This is a genomic window from Oleiphilus sp. HI0043, assembly GCF_001634935.1.
Window position 1 is genome coordinate 1 of sequence record NZ_LWEY01000446.1, and the last position, 18,173, is coordinate 18,173.

At 44.4% G+C, this 18,173-nt stretch carries 18 protein-coding genes; 5 read left to right on the forward strand and 13 right to left on the reverse strand.

Going from position 1 to position 18,173, the window contains the following annotated elements; translation table 11 throughout:
- From A3729_RS05660 to bioB, 9 genes are all read right to left on the reverse strand, one after another.
- Positions 1-1,047: acyl-CoA dehydrogenase family protein (locus tag A3729_RS05660; protein ID WP_197475604.1), on the reverse strand; the 1,047-nt coding region annotated here is incomplete at its 3' end.
- A gap of 211 nt (positions 1,048-1,258) precedes the next feature.
- Positions 1,259-3,052: an acyl-CoA dehydrogenase C-terminal domain-containing protein gene (locus A3729_RS05665; protein ID WP_068509789.1), complete on the reverse strand. Its 1,794-nt coding sequence runs from the start codon at positions 3,050-3,052 to the stop codon at positions 1,259-1,261.
- Positions 3,053-3,454: 402 nt separating this feature from the next.
- Positions 3,455-4,438 (reverse strand): putative metalloprotease CJM1_0395 family protein, encoded by a 984-nt coding sequence (locus A3729_RS05670; protein ID WP_068509787.1) that lies wholly within the window; start codon positions 4,436-4,438, stop codon positions 3,455-3,457.
- A gap of 61 nt (positions 4,439-4,499) precedes the next feature.
- Positions 4,500-4,742, reverse strand: a complete 243-nt coding sequence (locus tag A3729_RS05675) for a flagellar basal body rod C-terminal domain-containing protein (protein ID WP_068509785.1) — start codon at positions 4,740-4,742, stop codon at positions 4,500-4,502.
- Between the two features lie 157 nt (positions 4,743-4,899).
- A complete protein-coding gene (gene bioD / locus A3729_RS05680) occupies positions 4,900-5,604 on the reverse strand; it encodes a dethiobiotin synthase (RefSeq protein ID WP_068509783.1) in 705 nt (234 codons plus the stop codon).
- An 81-nt stretch (positions 5,605-5,685) separates the two neighbouring features.
- A complete protein-coding gene (gene bioC / locus A3729_RS05685) occupies positions 5,686-6,477 on the reverse strand; it encodes a malonyl-ACP O-methyltransferase BioC (protein ID WP_068511408.1) in 792 nt (263 codons plus the stop codon).
- The gene (locus tag A3729_RS05690) at positions 6,474-7,241 is read right to left on the reverse strand and encodes an alpha/beta fold hydrolase (protein WP_068511407.1); all 768 of its coding nucleotides are present in this window, start codon (positions 7,239-7,241) and stop codon (positions 6,474-6,476) included. Before A3729_RS05690 ends, bioC begins: the two co-directional genes overlap by 4 nt.
- Positions 7,234-8,448, reverse strand: coding sequence for an 8-amino-7-oxononanoate synthase (gene bioF, locus A3729_RS05695; RefSeq protein WP_068553262.1), 1,215 nt, complete (start codon positions 8,446-8,448; stop codon positions 7,234-7,236). The genes A3729_RS05690 and bioF overlap by 8 nt, the downstream gene beginning before the upstream one ends.
- A 108-nt stretch (positions 8,449-8,556) precedes the next feature.
- Positions 8,557-9,627, reverse strand: a complete 1,071-nt coding sequence (bioB, locus tag A3729_RS05700) for a biotin synthase BioB (protein ID WP_068513447.1) — start codon at positions 9,625-9,627, stop codon at positions 8,557-8,559.
- A gap of 74 nt (positions 9,628-9,701) precedes the next feature.
- Between bioB and A3729_RS05705 the strand changes: the two genes are divergently transcribed.
- Positions 9,702-10,466, forward strand: a complete 765-nt coding sequence (locus A3729_RS05705) for a ComF family protein (RefSeq protein WP_082865147.1) — start codon at positions 9,702-9,704, stop codon at positions 10,464-10,466.
- A gap of 23 nt (positions 10,467-10,489) precedes the next feature.
- Here A3729_RS05705 and A3729_RS05710 read toward each other — a convergent pair whose 3' ends face one another.
- From A3729_RS05710 to A3729_RS05725, 4 genes are all read right to left on the reverse strand, one after another.
- On the reverse strand, positions 10,490-11,620 hold the full coding sequence (locus tag A3729_RS05710) for an NAD(P)/FAD-dependent oxidoreductase (RefSeq protein WP_068513414.1): 1,131 nt from the start codon (positions 11,618-11,620) through the stop codon (positions 10,490-10,492).
- Positions 11,621-11,759: 139 nt separating this feature from the next.
- The gene (locus tag A3729_RS05715) at positions 11,760-12,869 is read right to left on the reverse strand and encodes an OmpA family protein (RefSeq protein ID WP_068507820.1); all 1,110 of its coding nucleotides are present in this window, start codon (positions 12,867-12,869) and stop codon (positions 11,760-11,762) included.
- 338 nt (positions 12,870-13,207) lie between these two features.
- Positions 13,208-14,317, reverse strand: coding sequence for an OmpA family protein (locus A3729_RS05720; protein WP_082865138.1), 1,110 nt, complete (start codon positions 14,315-14,317; stop codon positions 13,208-13,210).
- 59 nt (positions 14,318-14,376) lie between these two features.
- The gene (locus tag A3729_RS05725) at positions 14,377-15,201 is read right to left on the reverse strand and encodes a mechanosensitive ion channel family protein (protein ID WP_068513417.1); all 825 of its coding nucleotides are present in this window, start codon (positions 15,199-15,201) and stop codon (positions 14,377-14,379) included.
- Positions 15,202-15,360: 159 nt separating this feature from the next.
- Here A3729_RS05725 and A3729_RS05730 point away from each other — a divergent pair, with 159 nt between their 5' ends.
- From A3729_RS05730 to A3729_RS05745, 4 genes are all read left to right on the forward strand, one after another.
- Complete coding sequence (locus A3729_RS05730; protein ID WP_068513420.1) at positions 15,361-15,603, forward strand: hypothetical protein; 243 nt, start codon at positions 15,361-15,363, stop codon at positions 15,601-15,603.
- A 21-nt stretch (positions 15,604-15,624) separates the two neighbouring features.
- On the forward strand, positions 15,625-16,449 hold the full coding sequence (locus tag A3729_RS05735; protein ID WP_068513423.1) for a mechanosensitive ion channel domain-containing protein: 825 nt from the start codon (positions 15,625-15,627) through the stop codon (positions 16,447-16,449).
- A 21-nt stretch (positions 16,450-16,470) separates the two neighbouring features.
- Entirely contained in the window at positions 16,471-17,061 is a 591-nt protein-coding gene (locus A3729_RS05740) for a sigma-70 family RNA polymerase sigma factor (protein ID WP_082880414.1), read from the forward strand.
- Between the two features lie 74 nt (positions 17,062-17,135).
- A complete protein-coding gene (locus A3729_RS05745; RefSeq protein WP_068513426.1) occupies positions 17,136-18,131 on the forward strand; it encodes a serine/threonine protein kinase in 996 nt (331 codons plus the stop codon).
- Positions 18,132-18,173 lie beyond the last annotated feature (42 nt).

An 18,173-nucleotide genomic window follows, 5' to 3' on the forward strand; every position in this document is an offset into this window, starting at 1 on the left:
ACGGCGAATATCAGGATGCACGATTAGTGGGTCAGCAGCCTTTTCAGGTTGAGCCGGGCCTGTTGCCGCTCTACCCTGAATTCGATCCAATGCATACTCAACAGCATTCTGGTATGAACGCTCAGCAGCACCTAAGCCCTGAATACCAACACTCAAACGCTCGTAGTTCATCATTGTGAACATTGCGTTTAGACCTTGGTTAATCTCACCAACCAACCAGCCTTGAGCGCCGTCAAAGTTCATGACACAGGTTGCAGAAGCTTTGATACCCATTTTATGCTCGATAGAGCCAACCGTTACATTATTGTTCTCGCCAACAACGTTGTTCTCATCAACCTTGTTTCTTGGAACCAAGAACAGAGAAATACCTTTAGGGCCGGCAGGCGCATCAGGAAGCTTAGCGAGGACCAAATGAATAACGTTTTCAGAAAGATCTTGGTCACCACCTGTAATGAAGATCTTAGTACCTGTGATCGCGTAGCTACCGTCACCGTTGTCTTCAGCTTTAGTGCGGATCATACCTAGATCTGTGCCTGCATGCGGCTCAGTTAAGTCCATCGCACCAGCCCACTCGCCAGAATACATCTTAGGTAGATACTTCTGCTTAAGCTCTTCAGTGGCGTGTGCATCAATTGCCAAACTTGCACCAGAAGTTAGGCATACATATAAACCAAAAGAGATATCAGAAGAATAAAGCATCTCTTCATACTGAGCACCTACCATTTTAGGCATACCCATTCCTTCGTATTCAGGGTTACCCGTAAGACCTGACCAACCACCTTCAACAAAAGTCTTATAAGCTTCTTTATAACCCGCTGGAGTCGTTACAACACCGTCAGTCCACTTACAACCTTCTTCATCACCATTACGACTTAAAGGTGCAATTAGTGATGCAGTGATCTTACCCGCTTCTTCCAATACTGCGTCAGCAGTATCAATATCGATGGTGTCTTTTGTGCCCGCAAGCGAAGCCCAAAGCTGCTCTACACCAAACACTTCATTCATCACGAAACGAATATCTTTTAACGGAGCCTTATACTCAGCCATGTAACTACCCTCTATCCTCTGTTGATCCAACACGTAACAACCTTGTCTTACAAGGTATTTTTCAATAAAAACCCCGAGCTGCTTGTGGCTATTCGGGTGTGATTTACTTATGTCCGGGAAAACCTAACGCCGCACATTTAAATCATGCGGCGCATTTTAACGTAAAAAGCCCGCGAATGCGGGCTTTTTTTTGAATCAGATTAACTCAAGCTTAGAAAGCGAAGTTATCTTCTTCAACAGCCATCATAGACTCGGCACCCGCTTCAATCATTTGAGCGTGAGCTAAAGTACGTGGCAAGATACGATCAAAGTAGAACTGAGCAGTTTGCAGCTTAGTCTTGTAGAACGCTTCTTCTGTTGTACCTTCTGCTAGCTTCTGCTGAGCAACATCAACCATCTTCGCCCAGAAGTATGCTAAACATACATAGCCTGAGTACATTAGGTAATCAACTGACGCTGCACCAACTTCATCACGATTCTTCATGGCATTCATACCAATCTTCATCGTAATATCGCCCCACTCTTTGTTTAGCTTGGTTAGCGGCTCAATGAACTGCGCCAAACCTTCGTTATCTGCATTTTCTTTACAGAAAGTGTGAACCAACTTAGTGAAGTTCTTAAGTGCAGCACCTTGCGTCATTAGAACTTTACGGCCTAACAAGTCAAGTGCCTGGATACCAGTTGTACCTTCATAAATTAGTGCGATACGCGTATCACGAACGATCTGCTCCATACCCCACTCAGCGATGAAACCGTGACCACCGAATACCTGAACACCGTGGTTAGCAGCCTCGTAACCAGCTTCAGTACAGAAAGCTTTAAGAATAGGCGTTAAGAAGCCTAACATCTCGTCAGCTGCTTTCTTCTCTTCATCACTACCGTGCTCTACCAAATCAGCCTGTTGCGCTGCGTAGTAGATCATTGCACGAGAACCTTCAGCGATAGACTTCTGAGTTAGAAGCATACGGCGAACGTCTGGGTGAACAATGATTGGGTCAGCTTTACCTTCCGGGTTCTTCTTACCAGTCAAAGAACGCATAGCTAGACGCTCTTTAGCGTAAGTTAGCGCACCCTGGAAAGAACCTTCAGCAGCAGCAAGACCTTGAATAGAAGTACCGATACGTGCAACGTTCATGAATGTGAACATGCAGTTTAGACCCTTGTTTTCTGGGCCAATCAACCAACCTTTTGATGCATCAAAGTTCATCACACAAGTTGCGTTACCATGGATACCCATTTTGTGCTCGATAGAACCACAGGTAACGTTGTTTTTCTCGCCTGGATTACCGTCTGCATCTGGCAACAACTTAGGTACGATAAACAGAGAAATACCCTTAGTACCTTCTGGTGCGCCAGGAAGACGTGCTAGAACAATGTGAACGATGTTATCAACCATATCGTGCTCACCGGCAGAGATGAAGATCTTCGTACCCGTGATGTTGTAGCTACCATCAGCATTTGGCTCAGCCTTAGTAGTCAAAATACCTAGGTCAGAACCACACTGAGGCTCTGTTAAACACATGGTACCCGTCCACTCACCGCTGATCAGCTTAGTTAGATAAGTTTCCTGCTGCTCAGGCGTACCATGCTCTTGAATTGTCGCACGTGCACCGTGGCTTAGGCCTGGATACATACCCCAAGACCAGTTAGCAGTACCAATCATTTCACTCAAAGCGATGTTGATGGACTCAGGTAGACCTTGTCCACCGTGCTCAACAGGCGCGTTCATTGAAGGCCAGCCGCCTTCTACAAATTGGTTATATGCTTCTTTAAAACCTGTTGGCGTTTTAACACCATCTTCACTCCAAGTACAACCTTCCTGGTCACCTACTTGGTTAAGAGGAGCTAGTACTTCTTCACAAAACTTTGCACCTTCGCCGATGATCGCTTCGACCATGTCTGGAGAAGCATCATCTGCTCCTATGGTTGCGTAGTGCTGTTCACTGTTCAAAACTTCGTTCATGATGAACTTAATTTCTCGTAGGGGAGCTTTGTATTCTGGCATAGCTAAAAACCTCAAATATATTTATTTACGTTTTAACGCTTGTTAAAAACTAATAAAATTCGTTTATTAACGTCGACTCTTACAGTCAATCAGGTCACCCACCGTATTAAGCTATTCGTTCATAGCAGGTCGTTGAGTGGGTCACTTCAATTCGAGCATTTACTCGATTTTCAAGCATTGAATATCAAACGACTGTTTGAAACATACGTTTGCTTAAAGCCAATGTCAAGATTTCCTTACAAAAAATCCGATAATTCATATGAAAAAAAAGCGCATAGCGGACAGGAAAATACCGCCACCAAACCACGACATATCGGCAAAATTAGTTGTAAAACAGAAGATTAGCAGCTTTTTTAAAAACTGCACTGAAATAGAAAAGGGAATTTGTAATTTTTTATTGTTTTAGATTAGGTCGTCAATATCAGAAACAGTTTTTTGATCAAGTGAAGCAATTCTTTCGAATTCCTGAACACTTAAAACCTGAGCACTGCGTTCATCTTTTCGAGCGTCGGTCTGCTCTTTCTCTTTCTCAAGGCGATCTTTATTCTCTTGAGCTTGTAGCTGTGTTTGCTCTAACTCTTGAGCTTGTAGCTGTGTTTGCTCTAACTCTTGAGCTCTCTTTTCAACCAATTCAGCTTGAGCCTGAGCTATTACCCTTTGAGCCTGAGCTGCCACAGCACGATCCTGACCAGAAGGCTCGGCAGGAGCATTCGCTGCAGCTTTGACCGTATTCATTTTTGAAATTGTAGCTTGAGGGTCATTGGGAATAGGCGATATATCGATTGAAACCTCCCCTCCCACAGCATAACGATTTCCATCAGGGCCAGACTGATAAGTAAATGATGCGGCACCAGCATATTGACCGCCCACCGCTTTATGGGCCTGCTCATGTGCTCTCACTTCCTGATCTCTTGCTCTAAGCTCCGCTATCTGTTCCTCAATAATCGCTTCTTGTTGCTCTTCTATACGGCGTTCACCGGCACTTTCTGTTGAACTTCGCTCAACACTCTGCTGGTCGCCATTCTGAGTTCGCACCTCATCTTCAAGGTCGGAGTCATCACTCCCAACTGTACGACCATCTTCATCAGCAATTAGCTTGCTCGCGACCTCATCGTTCTCAAAAGGCGCTGCTCGTTGATCATCGTCGACATAAAGTTGTTCTTGGTTATTCTTAGCCAATGAAATTCGGCTGTATAACTGGGGAAGGGCTGCATTGGCAGCAGCTTGGGAATTCTCACTTACTGACAGGCCAACTTTAACCGCTGGCGTGGTACTGACCGAAGCCAAGTCTTTTGAACTGGAGTTATTTGAGTTTTGCTCAGACGTCACCGTCTTCTGCTCAGCATGAACTGGCGAAGATAGATTTGTTTGCGGCGATATATTCATAACAAAACCTCTCTATTGAGGTAACTTCCAGCTATTAAATAAAACTTAAGGCCCTCACGTATTAAGCCAAGGTATCAAGCAAGGTTCCTAAAACTTCGTCAGCTGTTTTGACTACTTGCGCCGATGCTTCAACTGACCTTTCATATAATTTTAAATCAACTATTGGTTCAATTACACTAGAACTGGAGCCTTCGCTATTACTTACAGTACTCGCATTCACAATCTCTGTTGCAGCTTTCTGCATACCCTCTTGACCTTGCTGTAAGCCTTGAATACCGGTCTGTAAAACAGTATTTACATTCATGACAAGCACCTATACGAAGTAAAGAATTCAGCAAATATTGTGACTATTTTCTGCGAACACTCTAATACTAATTACTCGAGCAATTCAGACACTGCTCTCCTTATGTATGTTATTTAAGCAAATATCTGTATGTTTTTCAACCAGCCTGATCAAAGCCTTACAAATCTAGACAGTCCAGATTCACATATTTACAAAGCTCCTCAGGCTTACCGCTCTCGCTAAAAGGTAAGTGAGCAATAAGCGGTGCACCTAAAGCCGAGCTTAAAGTCGCTATATTTTCAGCTTCATAGCTCATTGTTTCTCTCGACAAACTATTCGCAACCCAACCAGCTATCTCCAAGCCATCTCTTCTGATTGCCTCTGCACTTAGCATCGCATGATTCAAACACCCCAAACGCAAACCAACAACTAGAATAACTTTATAGTTCAACTGTCGTGCCAAGTCAGCCATCGTTTCTCTTGGGCTAATCGGTACCCGCCACCCCCCTGCTCCTTCGATAAGTGCGAAATCCGGTTTCTTCATCAGCGCTCCACGACAGATACCCGTAATACGCGATGCACTTGGCGTTCGCTTTTCAAGCGCAGCAGCAATATGTGGCGAAGCTGCTTCTTTGAGTAATACTGGGTTAACTTGACTGTACGGTAGATCGACCGACATATGTGACATCAAGGCGACAGCATCTTCATTTCGCATGCTTACTTTATCATTAGCATCTTTATACTCATCAGCACCTGCAGCGATTGGCTTTAGAGCCATCGAACTCAAGCCTTTCGAGTTTGCAGCAGCCAACAGAGCACAGCTGGAAAAAGTCTTTCCAACTTCTGTATCGGTACCCGCGACAAAATATACATTCGCCATCATCTATTACCTTATATTTCTTTAATATTGAGTCAGTCTATTGGCTACAGTTTTCTAGGCTAAGTTACTAGACCTACGCTAAAACTACGTTTTAACCAATACCCCCCACAAAACCTGATATGTTGCGGGCAAATAACCGCCTTCTACACGCTTCGCCTCATAAGCTGAAACAAAGTCTCTTAGCTTGGCCTTGCCTGTCATTCCCGTTGGTCGATGAGCCGTAATGTTATGCGCTCCCAACATTTTTAGCTCACGAGTTAACTCCCGCACTGAAGAGTATCGAAGAACTTTAGCCTCTTGACTAAAGGTGCGAACATCAAACGCTATATTATCCAAGGCCCGCTTATGCTCCTGAAAGCTACCAAACTCATTAACATGCTGAAGTTCATCAACTTCGTGCCACGCTTCTTTTAATTCAAACAAGGAACCGTCAATCAGGGTAGAAAATGCAAACATGCCACCCGGTTTTAATATTCGCTGTACTTCTGCAAACATCTTTGGGAGGTCGGCACACCATTGAATCGCTAAACTGGAAAAAACCAAGTCATGGCTACTGGACGCTATTGGTAAATTTTCGGCGTCGCCAGCAAGCCAAAACTGACCATCAGCCGCATGCTGAGAACGCGCATAAGTGAGCATATCTACCGACAAATCAACGCCCATATACTCTGCGGAAGAAAATCTCTCCTTTAACTTATCAGACGAATACCCGGTACCACAGCCCAAGTCAATCATTCGACGGCAATCGTTTAAGGAAATCTTACTCAAGAGCCTATCAGCAGTCCAACGTTGAAAATGCGCTACTGAGTCATAACTGGCAGCAGCTCGACCAAAAGACCGGGCTATCTGGGATTTTTCTATCGAGTCAATCGTCATAGAGTTTCCAAAAACGAGAACAAGTGCTTTTTAATATCCATAGCATGCCTGGCACAGGGTAAATGCCCCATGTCATTAACTACCTTTACGCGACATTCGTTAGCTACCGGACTCTCAGCAACTTGATTCTCGATATAGATTGCCAAGTCTTGAGCGATTAGACTGTCATGACTACCTAGAAGCCAATACATTGGAGTTGATATATTTTCCAGGCACTGTCTTAAGTCCAAGCTTTTCAGTAAACCTAAACCAAACTCTAAACTAGATTTTGGCGGCAGCGACTCCACTGTATAAACTAAATGCAGGAACTTTTTGTCCAAGTGTCGGTACTGACTTCCCGATAACAGTAAAAAGGAAAAACGACGAACCAGCTGCGACCACTCTTCAGCCTCAACCAAGCCCTGCAACGAATCAAAGTCTTCAGTTGTGACGCCATAGGGCCAACCATCCTGATTAACGAAACATGGGGTCGATTGAAGAAGAGCCACGCCTTCAACAAATCCCTTACGTAACTTTTCAGAACTATAGTTAGACAAATAGTTAAGAGCCAGCTGACCACCAAGAGACCAAGCTGCAACAAGCGTTCCTGGCTGAACACAGTCGTCAATAGCTCGACTACATTCATCCAAGGATGTCAGACCAGCAAGACTCAAGACATCAATAGAATATCCGTCAAAACCTTCTGCAAAAAAGTCTTCCCACATCGAGGTCGGCGCTGACCAGCCATTCACTAACACAATATGTTGCACAGTTTGCTTAGACATCTGGTGTCACAATACCTAAATCTATCGCCATACTGAGGGCATCGAGCAGTTGCTCAACGTGGGCTAGATCATGATCAGCACTAAAGGTCACACGTAAGCGCGAGGTATTAGCAGGAACAGTAGGAGGACGAATAGCGGTTACCAGTATGCCCTGACTAAGCAGGAAGTTTGACAGTGCGATAGCATCATCACTACTGCCGATAATCAAAGGCTGAATAGGACTATTTGATTCAACAAGACAATAACCTAGCGCTTGTGCCTCAAGCCTAAAGTAAGTGATCAAAGAGGATAAATGTGCTCGCTTCTGATCGGCTTTTTTAATCAGATCAAGACTAGCTCGTGTTGCAGCCGCAATCGCCGGTGGCATAGCTGTTGTATAAATATAAGGGCGTGCCGCTTGAGTCAGGTAATCGATTAGAAGCTCTGAACCAGCAACAAAAGCACCTGATGTACCAAAGGCTTTGCCAAAGGTACCCATCAACACAGGAACGTCTTTCTGAGCAAGTCCAAATACATTACATGAGCCTTTTCCCTGTTCACCAATAACACCCAAGCCATGCGCGTCATCAACCATTAATAAGGCACCTTGCGCAGTGCAGGTTGCTGCAATATCTTTCAGGGGTGCGATATCTCCATCCATGCTGAATATGCCGTCACTGACGACTAAGGCCTTGCTTTGTTTCACACCTACCGGCTGACTACGTGTCGAGAGCTTATCTAAATGAGAACTAAGGCTGGAAACGTCATTGTGTAAGTAGCGTTGAAAGCGAGCTCCACTCAATAAGCCACCATCTATAAGCGAGGCGTGGTTAAGCTTATCCTGCAGCACAATGTCGCCCTTTCCTACCAGGGTAGATACCACTGCCAAGTTGGCCATATAGCCACTAGAAAAAACCAGCGCTTTATCACGCCCGGTAAACTCTGCAAGTTCGCACTCTAAGGCTTCATGTTCTTGATGATGCCCAACGACAAGATGCGAGGCGCCACTGCCCACACCACTCCTGTCGATACAGGATTTGGCTGCTTTCTTCAGCGCAGTATGATTCGCTAAACCTAGATAGTCATTACTACAAAAGGAAAGAAGCTTACGACCATCAACAAGCGGTTCAATCTGCTGAGGCGAACTTAGCAAGCGATGAGAACGCAATAAACTCTTAGCTTTTAGAGCGTCAATCTCTTGCTGCCAAAGGTCTTCAAAAATAGACATACACTAAACCAATTACTGCTTATACAGCTAACAAAACCTATCTACTCAGAAGAAAGGATCAGTGGCCTAATTTGATTAAGCAGACCACTCGTTGCGAACCATCAGAAATTAAACAAGTGATTGAGATTGTTCATTTCCAGCTGGGGAAGCCGCTTCGTAAAACAAATGCTTATTAGCTTCTGCGTCAATCGCCTTATTTAGTTGAGCTTCCTGATCGGCATCAGACTTTTCAATGCGCTGTTCAGGGCGTAAGCCCAAACGCTTGAACAATTGCATATCTTTATGAGACTCAGGGTTAGGAGTAGTCAACAGGCACTCACCATAGAAAATTGAGTTTGCTCCAGCCATAAATGCCATTGACTGCATCTCATCTGACATCGCTTCCCGCCCTGCAGATAGGCGCACATGACTCTTAGGCATCATGATACGTGCAACAGCAATACAACGAATAAATTCAAACTTATCCAAGTCGTCAACGTTTTCAAGTGGCGTTCCCTTCACTTTAACCAGCATATTGATGGGGACACTTTCAGGATGAACTGGCAAGTTTGCTAACTGCACAAAAAGTCCTACACGATCAGTTGCCTTTTCACCCATACCAACGATGCCGCCACTACAGACTTTCATACCTGCGTCACGAACATGAGACAGTGTATCCAGTCGATCCTGATAGCTTCTAGTGGTAATAATCTTATCGTAATATTCGGGAGAGGTATCCAAATTATGGTTGTAATAATCCAGGCCTGCATCGCCCAGCTGGTCGGCCTGATCCTGGGTTAATTTACCCAAGGTCATACAGGTCTCAAGCCCCATATCTTTAACACCTTTAACCATTTCTAATACATAAGGTAGGTCTTTATCACTCGGGTGTTTCCAAGCGGCCCCCATGCAGAAACGACTACTTCCTTTTGCTTTTGCTTCTTTGGCTTTCTCTAGTACTTTTTCAACCTGTAGCAAGCGCTCTTTTTCCAGGCCAGTATTGTAATGTCCGCTCTGCGGGCAATATTTACAATCCTCAGGGCAAGCACCCGTCTTGATCGACAGCAAAGTACTCACTTGAACTTCGTTGGGATCGAAATTGTCTCTATGCACAACTTGCGCTTTAAACATCAAATCATTAAACGGCAAGTCGAATAAAGCCTGAACTTCGGCAGCAGTCCAATCGTGTCGTACGCTCATAAGTATGTTCTCGTGTGCAAAACCATGGTAAAACATGCGTCAACTTTATACATCAACGCTTAAGGATGAGTGTAATGATAAGCTTCACCAAAAAGTTGTCAACCAAATTTCATTTTTTGGTTAACAACTGGCATGCTCTGGATATTATTTTTCAATCCCCTTGCTTACTATGCGACGCCATAACTCTAAATAAATCAGCGATTTGCAAATCTTGCTTAGCGGACTTGGAATGGAATGTTACATTCTGCAAGCAATGCTCGCTTCCAATGAATAGCGAGAGTTGTAAAGAGCTTATCTGTGGAGAATGCCTTAGCAGTCCTCCCCCGTTCAAGACATGTGTGGCGCCATTCAACTATTCCTTCCCGATCAATAGCATCATTTATAGAGTTAAATCATCTGGAGAACAATATTGGCTGAAGAGCTTAGGTCTCGAGTTTTGTCGTTACCTAGAGCTCTACCATAAGGACCTTCCCCAACCAGACTTTATCGTTCCCATTCCATTGCACAGGGATAAACTCAAAGAGCGCGGATTCAATCAAGCCGAATCGTTAGCAGTACTGTTAGGGAAACATCAAAAGTTAGCCGTAAATACAAAGTTGATAGTTAAATCCAAGATGAGCGCCGACCAAAAAAGTCTTAACAAAGTTCAGCGACTAATAAACCTCAAAGGATGTTTTACTATAGATAACCCTCAAGTAGTCAAAGACAAACACATTGTGTTAGTTGATGACGTCGTGACCACAAAAGCGACCAGCGAAATATGTAGCCAATTACTCCTTGATAAAGGGGCGAGTCGCGTTGATATCTGGAGTCTGGCCAGAACACCAAAAGCCAGCTAGGCAAATAGCCATAAAGAGTAATGTTATAGTTTTTCTTTCTTCAGAATAGAGTAAATATACTCTGCAATAGCCAAAGAAGATGTTAAACCTGGCGACTCAATTCCAAGTAAGTTTACTAAGCCTGCTACACCATGATCAGCAGGCCCTTGTATGGAAAAGTCAGCTGCCATGTTTCCGGGAGGGACAATTTTAGGCCGGACACCGGAGTAATCAGCATGCATTTTATCGAGCTCTACTTCAGGCCAATATTTACTCACCTCTGCGTAAAACTGCTCCCGTTTTTTCGGGTCCACCTTATAGTCAATGTGCTCAACATCAGTCACGTCCAGCCACTCAACATCCGGGCCAAATTTAGCAGCTCCCTGCATATCAAGCGTAAGATGAACACCCAGACCTCCCGGCTCAGGAACCGGATAGACTAAATGATCAAAAGGAGCTGCGCCGCTATAAGCAAAGTAACTTCCTTTGGCAAAGAAAGCTTTCGGTAACTCGGCAATAGAAATGGCTGGAGAATCATTAACAAGAGGCTGAGCATTTAGACCTGCAGAGTTGATGCAGCACTTCGTTCTTATCAGAGCCTCCCCGCCATTGAGAGTAAGCTCAACTCCACCCTCATCCTGCCCGGTTATCTGGAGCTCTGAGTTAAACACGCACTGACCACCGTTTGCCTCAAGATCAGCCTGCAATTGAAGCATATAGGCATGACTATCCAAAACGCCTGTCGAAGGCGACAATAAGGCTGCTTTACCCACTATCGCTTGCTCTAGCTTATTAAGTTCTACAGAACCGATGAAGCGAAGATCGTCTACACCATTAAGTTGAGCTTGGTTTTTAATTTCCTGAAGACGAGCTATCTGATCATCACTTGTCGCAACAATCAATTTTCCACAAGCTTTGAAAGGAAGGTGATGCTTAGCACAATAGTCATATAACATTTCTTTCCCAGCCACGCATAGCTGAGCTTTTAAGGAACCTTTTGGGTAATATATTCCTGCATGGATCACTTCACTATTGCGTGAAGAAGTCTGCGTGCCAATGCTGGATTCTTTATCGACGAGCAAAACTTCCCGACCCTCAAGAGCTATTCGCCTCGCTATTGCTAAACCAACAACTCCAGCTCCGATCACCAGGCAATCCACATTAAACTGTTCCATCGCTATTTGCGCCTCACAATTCTTCTCTTAACTCCTTTAGCGAGCAGCTATGACCCTACATTAAACAAAAAAGGCCTACAAGACCGAAACTTCGACCCATGTAGACCCTCATACTATTGCTCTAAAGACTAGAGCTGACTTAACGCAATGCTTCTTTGGTCACCTGAGCCTCAAGCACTGCGACCACTCGCCTATTTTTAGCGCGCCCATCTTCAGTCTCGTTGTCTGCAATCGGCTGCTCCTCACCGAAGCCTTTTGCGGCAACTCGCTCTTCAGCGATGCCGAACTCGTCAACCAATACTCGCCTAACAGACTCAGCTCTACGTTGAGATAGCTTCAGATTGTACCGACGACTGCCTTGGTAATCCGTGTGTCCCTCCACCGTCAAAGTCGTTGATACGACTTCTTTCATAAAGTCTGCGATCTTCTTAACTTCCGGGTAGTATTCTAGCGTTAACTCATCACTTTTCGCTGCAAACTTAATATCCATGGTAATTGCAACCTGCTTGGTCAACATGACGGCACAACCCGTTTCATCTACACGGAATGATGGGTTTGTACCAGGGCACAAATCAGTATCATCGAATACACCATCTAAATCTTCATCAGTTGGTTCTGGCTCAGGCTCAGGCTCAGGCTCCGGTATTGGTTCGGGTTCTGGTTCGGGCTCTGGCTCCGGTTCCGGCTCTGGTTCCGGAATTGGCTCTGGTTCAGGCTCTGGAGCCTCTCGAATAAACTCTCGACCAAATGAATAACCCAAAGTCATTCTGACACCTAAGTCTGTTTGCTCATGATCGGCACCATGCAAAGCTAACAGTTCACCACGAAAAATATAGTTGGTATCCTGATAGGCCTTTACTCCTAAGCCCAAGTGAATTGCAGTTTCTTTTACTTTGCTGCTACTTTTCAAGTCAAACTTCTGATGGCCCATGCCCGCCGATAAGAAAGCTCGGGTGTTACCCTCATTCAGGTGATAGAGCACGCCTGGAGACAAACGTTTAGTCCGGCTATCAGGACCTCCCCTTTTGCCATCAGCGTTATACATGGAAAACCACAGGTCCCAGGATAAGTCACTACTTAATGGTCGCTCAAACCCAGCTTCAAAGCTAAGCCCTTCCTCAAGATTGCGATCTGAGTCGAACAAATACCCTGCTGCACCAAGATATAATTCACCATCTCGAATAAATTCTGCACTCACGGGGTGAGCTAAAAAGCAAGCCAATAAGGCAAGTATGATTTTAAAGTTCATGTTTCGGCTATCCTTAAATCGCGCACCACAACTCACGTAGATTATAATTGGAAAGAACTTGATACGTTCGTACAAACTTCGGTGACGCTGATTAACTGTTAATGCAATTCCCGTTACTTTTAAGGCGCAAACTTACCAAGGAATCTCATACAATTCCATGCGCTTTTGTCGCATTTGCTAGGCAGTTAGCGCTTCGATCTAAAAATATTAACTCAAAACGCCTTCTGAAGAATTAAAACTATCCCTCACTCACAAAAAACCGCCCTGCACTTTTCGGTGCAGAGCGGTTTAAGATAGAGATCGGCCTTCAAACCATGAGGCCGATATTGATTAAGCGCTTATTTAGTCGCAGCCTTCTTAATACTTGATTCAACTACCGCTACAACACGACGGTTAGCCGCTCTACCTTCAGATGTAGCATTATCAGCAATAGGCTGCTCCTCACCAAAACCTACAGACTTAACACGAGCAGCAGGCAAACCAAACTTATCAGTCAAAACCTTACTTACAGAATCTGCACGACGCTGCGATAAAGCTTTGTTGTATGCATCATTACCGCGATCATCAGAGTGCCCTTCTACGGTCACAACAGTTTTCTCAAACTGCTGCATAAACTCGGCAACTTTCTCGATTTCCGGGTAGTTATCCTTAGAAAGTATAGAGCTATTTGACGGGAACTTGACATCCATCTGGATAGAAACAGTTTCTGTCAGCATGACGGGACATCCCGACGCATCGACCTTAAACGCAGCATTAGTACCCGCGCACTTATCGATGTTGTCCGCTACGCCATCTTTGTCAGAGTCTTTGATCACTACCTTTTGAACTGGCGCTGGCTTAACTTCCTCTTTAACGGGAGCAGGCTCTTGCTTCTGAACCACTTGCTTAACAGGAGTGATGACAGGTGCTTCCACCATCATTGCTGGCGCGACATCACGACCAAATGCATAACCAACAGCTAAGCGAGCACCAACATCCAGCACTTCGTTATCCAGGCTATTCATCGCAAGCACTTCAGCTCGAAGAATCAAGTTTGAGTCATAGTACTTTTTAACACCCACACCTAAATTGATCAATGACTCACTGTGGTCATCGCCACCCTCTGTTTCATATTCTAAATGACTGAAACCAGCAGAAATAAATGGACGCACATCACCACGCTTCAAATGGAACAACAGACCGGGATTGATGCGCTCTGCATCAAGCTCAGCACCACTATATTTCCCTTCAACCTCATAAGCAGATAACCATGCTTCAAGAGACATCACTTCGTTTACAGGAAGTTCAATACCACCTTCCAGGCTAAATGCGTCATCAAATGAGCGGTCGTCATCATGGTGGTAAAAAGCCCCCCCTAAAAATGCCTCAAAATTTGGATATTCGTCAGCGACAGTTGCAGTTGATACGCCAGCAGCAAGGACACCCGCAAGTAGTAAATTCTTCTTCATAATCAGTTCTCCAGAACTCTCATTTATCTAAAACTATTAATTCGTATATGTAACTATATTTAGGCACTTTCTTTGAGCAAATGAATATCGCGCTGAGGGAAAGGTATTGTTGCACCAGCTTCTTCAACAGCTTGCTTAAGTAACGGTCTCGCGTCAAAGTAAAAGCTCCAGTAGTCTTCCGAGCGAACAAAAGCACGAACCAGAAAATCAACCGAACTGTCACCTAAATTCGATACGCCTACCAAATTATTTTTATTATCAAGCACCCGCTGATCGGTTCGCAACACTAATTCCATTGCTTCTTTTGCTTCTCTTATATTGTCAGAGTAACTAATACCGATCGCGATCTCAACAGCGCGTGTTTCGTTACGGGAATAATTAGTAATGGAACCATTGGCCAAGGGCCCGTTTGGCACGATTATAATACGCTCATCCAAGGTCAGTAAGGTTGTTACAAATATACCGATATCCTTGACGGTTCCTTCATGGCCTTGTGCACTAATGTATTCACCCACCTGTATTGGGCGGAATATTAGAATCATGACACCACCCGCAAAGTTAGAAAGACTCCCTTGTAAGGCAAGGCCCACTGCCAAACTCGCAGCACCAAGCACAGCTACAAACGATGTCGTTTCAATTCCGACCATTGAGGCAACACTAATTACGAGCAATACTTTTAAAACTATTTCGACACCGCTTGAGAAGAATTTTGCCAACGTTTCATCTGGCATATTCTTATGCAGACTACTATTTACCAGCGACGAAATCCTGTTAACAATCCACCAGCCAATAATTAAAGACAGTATCGCTAATACTACCTGCCCTCCATAAAGCATGACGGGCTCTTCTACCTGCTTCCAAATATCCTGTAGTTGCTGTTCCATTATTTATCTCCTAATACCTTTTAGTTTTAATTCCATCAAATTACACTCCTAAGAAAGCCAAAAGTCACAATTTATTTTTTAATTTTATTTTGTGACTTTCTTTTATCGACTTATGTCATAATTTCTGTAATTTCATCAATTCAAATTGAGACCAACACTATGGATGACCTCGACGATCTTGACGCACTGTTCAAATCCGATGAAAAACCAAAATCTGACAACATAAAATCGGTACTCCAGAAGACACGCACCCAAACAAGTCAACACGACACGATGAGCTTTGCGCTGGTCAAAATATGGGTAACCATGGCTGAGTTGTTTGCCCCGATGTTCGCAAACTTGGCACTTAAAAATAGTGACCAACTTGCTCCCAAGAACAATCAGTCTGACCAACAGACCTAAGCGACCTATCAGGAGTTAGTAATGCTCGAAGCAATGAAAGAAACCCTAGCCGATCCGATGATACTATGGGCTAAGATCGCTGAATTCTTACCTAGCCTACTCACCGCACTAGGCCTACTGATAGGTGGATACTTTGTCGCTAAATTTCTAGCCGGAGCCATAGCAAAGCTATTTTCAAAAATCGGCCTTGACCGCTTAGCCGAAACAGCGGGCATTGATGTTGCACTGAAGAAAGCAGGCATGAGCTCAGGGCCGTCAATACTGCTATCTAAGATAATTTACTGGCTTGTATTTCTCACATTTATCATCTCTGCTTCAGATGCTTTAGGCCTGGATAGAGTCTCCGCCACCATTGATCACTTCGTGCTGTATATACCAAAAGTGATTAGCGCTCTTATTCTAACCTTGATCGGTTTATTCATTGCAGGACTTGTGCGAACTGCCATTGAGGCCTCACTTGCCAGCATTAACCTAGGTTATGAACGTACAATTGGCGGAATTATTTATGCGCTAATTGTTATCATTGTAGTGTCACTGGCGATCAACCAACTAGAGATTGAAACCGATTTGCTAAACCAGGTTGTTATTATCTTTTTGCTCTCTGCTGCAGGAGCAGTTGCACTTGCACTCGGTTTAGGCACAAAACATGTTGCCGGAAATGTCGTTGCAGGCGTTTATGCTCGTGAACTATATGTTCCGGGTAACAAAATTAAGGTTGATAACGTTTCTGGTGAAGTAATTGAGATCTGCTCTACTGCGCTGATTATAGAAACTGAAGACGGCCGCAAAATCACAATCCCCAACAGTAAACTAATTGATTCTCAAGTGGAGATTCTATCGCAATAACTCTGCTTACCAATTACTAGCATGACGCTTAATAGCGTAGAAACCAAGCACAACCATGTAGCTCTTCCTGCCAATAATGACCCTGACAATGAGTGGGTCACCCAAGCACAGGAAGAGCTGCCCTATCGTACCTGTGCATACGAAAAGCTTATTCGAAAATACGAAAAGCTGGTCTTTCATATTTGCCTGAAGATGCTCGGAAATCTTGATGATGCTGATGATGTATCGCAGGAAGTCATGCTTAAAGTTTTCCACTCGCTAGTCAAATTCGAGGGTCGCTCCAGTTTTAAAACCTGGATCGCTAGAATTGCCACGAATACCTGCTTGAGTGCTGCAGACAAGCGTAAACGCACCCGAGAACTGCAAGCAATGTTAACAGATGATCCAAGCCAAGAAAGAACAAGCACCATCAACACCACAAAACGCGACCTCGATAGCGCAATGCAATTATTAGCACCTAAAGAACGAGAAATTCTAACCCTACGTTACACAGCAGAATTACGCATCGAAGAAGTGGCCGAAGTCTGTGACCTAAAACTAAGTGCTACTAAGATGCGCCTTTATCGAGCTCAGGAAGCACTGAAAGAGCACATGAAAGCATATCAACACTAAGTCCGCCACTAAGCCGCCTCCCATGCTACAATAGCGGTATTTAACCTAGACGATTCTCTAAGAGACAAGACACCTTGAGTTCACCTGATAACGAACATCCTTACGCACAACTTACACCCGACTTCGTACTCGACGCAGTCGAGTCAATCGGGCTATTTAGCGACTCTCGCATCCTTAGCCTTAACTCATATGAGAACAGGGTCTATCAGGTAGGAATTGAAGATGGCACGCCTATTATCGCTAAGTTTTATCGCCCCCAACGCTGGACGACTGAAGCCATTCTTGAAGAGCATGAATTTACCAGAAGCTTGCTAGAAAACGACATATCTGTCGTCCCACCGATGCTAATAAATGGCAGCACACTTCACGATTACCAAGATTTCCGTTTTGCATTATTTAAGCGCCAAGGCGGATATGCACCCGAGATTGAAATACCCGACACACTCTACCGAATCGGTTGTAACATCGGCCGAATACACCAGGTCAGTAACGCAGAAACCTTTAAGCACCGTCAAAACTTTTGCATCGAAAACTGGGCGATCAAGAGCAGACAGTTCTTGCTAGACAACGACTTTCTATCCAGATCGCTTCGACCGGCATACGAAACCTTAAGCCAAGACCTGATTGATAAGATGCAACATATATGGAAGAGCTGCCCATTCAACCCGATTAAACTTCACGGCGACTGCCACATTGGCAATATTCTTTGGCGTGAAGACCAAGCACACTTTGTCGATTTTGATGATTGCCTGAATGGCCCTGCAATTCAGGATCTATGGTTGATGCTTTCAGGAGACCGGCATCAACAAACCCAGCAAATGATCGAGCTGGTTGAAGGCTATGAAGAGTTCTGCGAGTTTGATACGCGCCAGCTCAAACTTATCGAGACCCTACGTACTTTGCGTATGATGCATTATGCTGCCTGGTTATCACGTCGCTGGACCGACCCTGCATTTCCAATGCACTTTCCTTGGTTCAATACCGAGCGCTATTGGTCATCACATATACTTGAGCTGAGAGAGCAGCTATCAATTTTGGATGAACCACCACTGAAGCTCCAAGCTTACTAAGACTTGTCTTCAGTCACGCATCGCATAAACTAGGCCGCTAAG

Coding starts and splice junctions, on each gene's coding strand:
- A3729_RS05665 (WP_068509789.1), bottom strand. CDS start 3,052: ATGCCAGAATACAAAGCTCCCCTACGAGAAATTAAGTTCATCATGAAC.
- A3729_RS05670 (WP_068509787.1), bottom strand. CDS start 4,438: ATGAATATATCGCCGCAAACAAATCTATCTTCGCCAGTTCATGCTGAG.
- A3729_RS05675 (WP_068509785.1), bottom strand. CDS start 4,742: ATGAATGTAAATACTGTTTTACAGACCGGTATTCAAGGCTTACAGCAA.
- bioD (WP_068509783.1), bottom strand. CDS start 5,604: ATGATGGCGAATGTATATTTTGTCGCGGGTACCGATACAGAAGTTGGA.
- bioC (WP_068511408.1), bottom strand. CDS start 6,477: ATGACGATTGACTCGATAGAAAAATCCCAGATAGCCCGGTCTTTTGGT.
- A3729_RS05690 (WP_068511407.1), bottom strand. CDS start 7,241: ATGTCTAAGCAAACTGTGCAACATATTGTGTTAGTGAATGGCTGGTCA.
- bioF (WP_068553262.1), bottom strand. CDS start 8,448: ATGTCTATTTTTGAAGACCTTTGGCAGCAAGAGATTGACGCTCTAAAA.
- bioB (WP_068513447.1), bottom strand. CDS start 9,627: ATGAGCGTACGACACGATTGGACTGCTGCCGAAGTTCAGGCTTTATTC.
- A3729_RS05705 (WP_082865147.1), top strand. CDS start 9,702: ATGATAAGCTTCACCAAAAAGTTGTCAACCAAATTTCATTTTTTGGTT.
- A3729_RS05710 (WP_068513414.1), bottom strand. CDS start 11,620: ATGGAACAGTTTAATGTGGATTGCCTGGTGATCGGAGCTGGAGTTGTT.
- A3729_RS05715 (WP_068507820.1), bottom strand. CDS start 12,869: ATGAACTTTAAAATCATACTTGCCTTATTGGCTTGCTTTTTAGCTCAC.
- A3729_RS05720 (WP_082865138.1), bottom strand. CDS start 14,317: ATGAAGAAGAATTTACTACTTGCGGGTGTCCTTGCTGCTGGCGTATCA.
- A3729_RS05725 (WP_068513417.1), bottom strand. CDS start 15,201: ATGGAACAGCAACTACAGGATATTTGGAAGCAGGTAGAAGAGCCCGTC.
- A3729_RS05730 (WP_068513420.1), top strand. CDS start 15,361: ATGGATGACCTCGACGATCTTGACGCACTGTTCAAATCCGATGAAAAA.
- A3729_RS05735 (WP_068513423.1), top strand. CDS start 15,625: ATGCTCGAAGCAATGAAAGAAACCCTAGCCGATCCGATGATACTATGG.
- A3729_RS05740 (WP_082880414.1), top strand. CDS start 16,471: ATGACGCTTAATAGCGTAGAAACCAAGCACAACCATGTAGCTCTTCCT.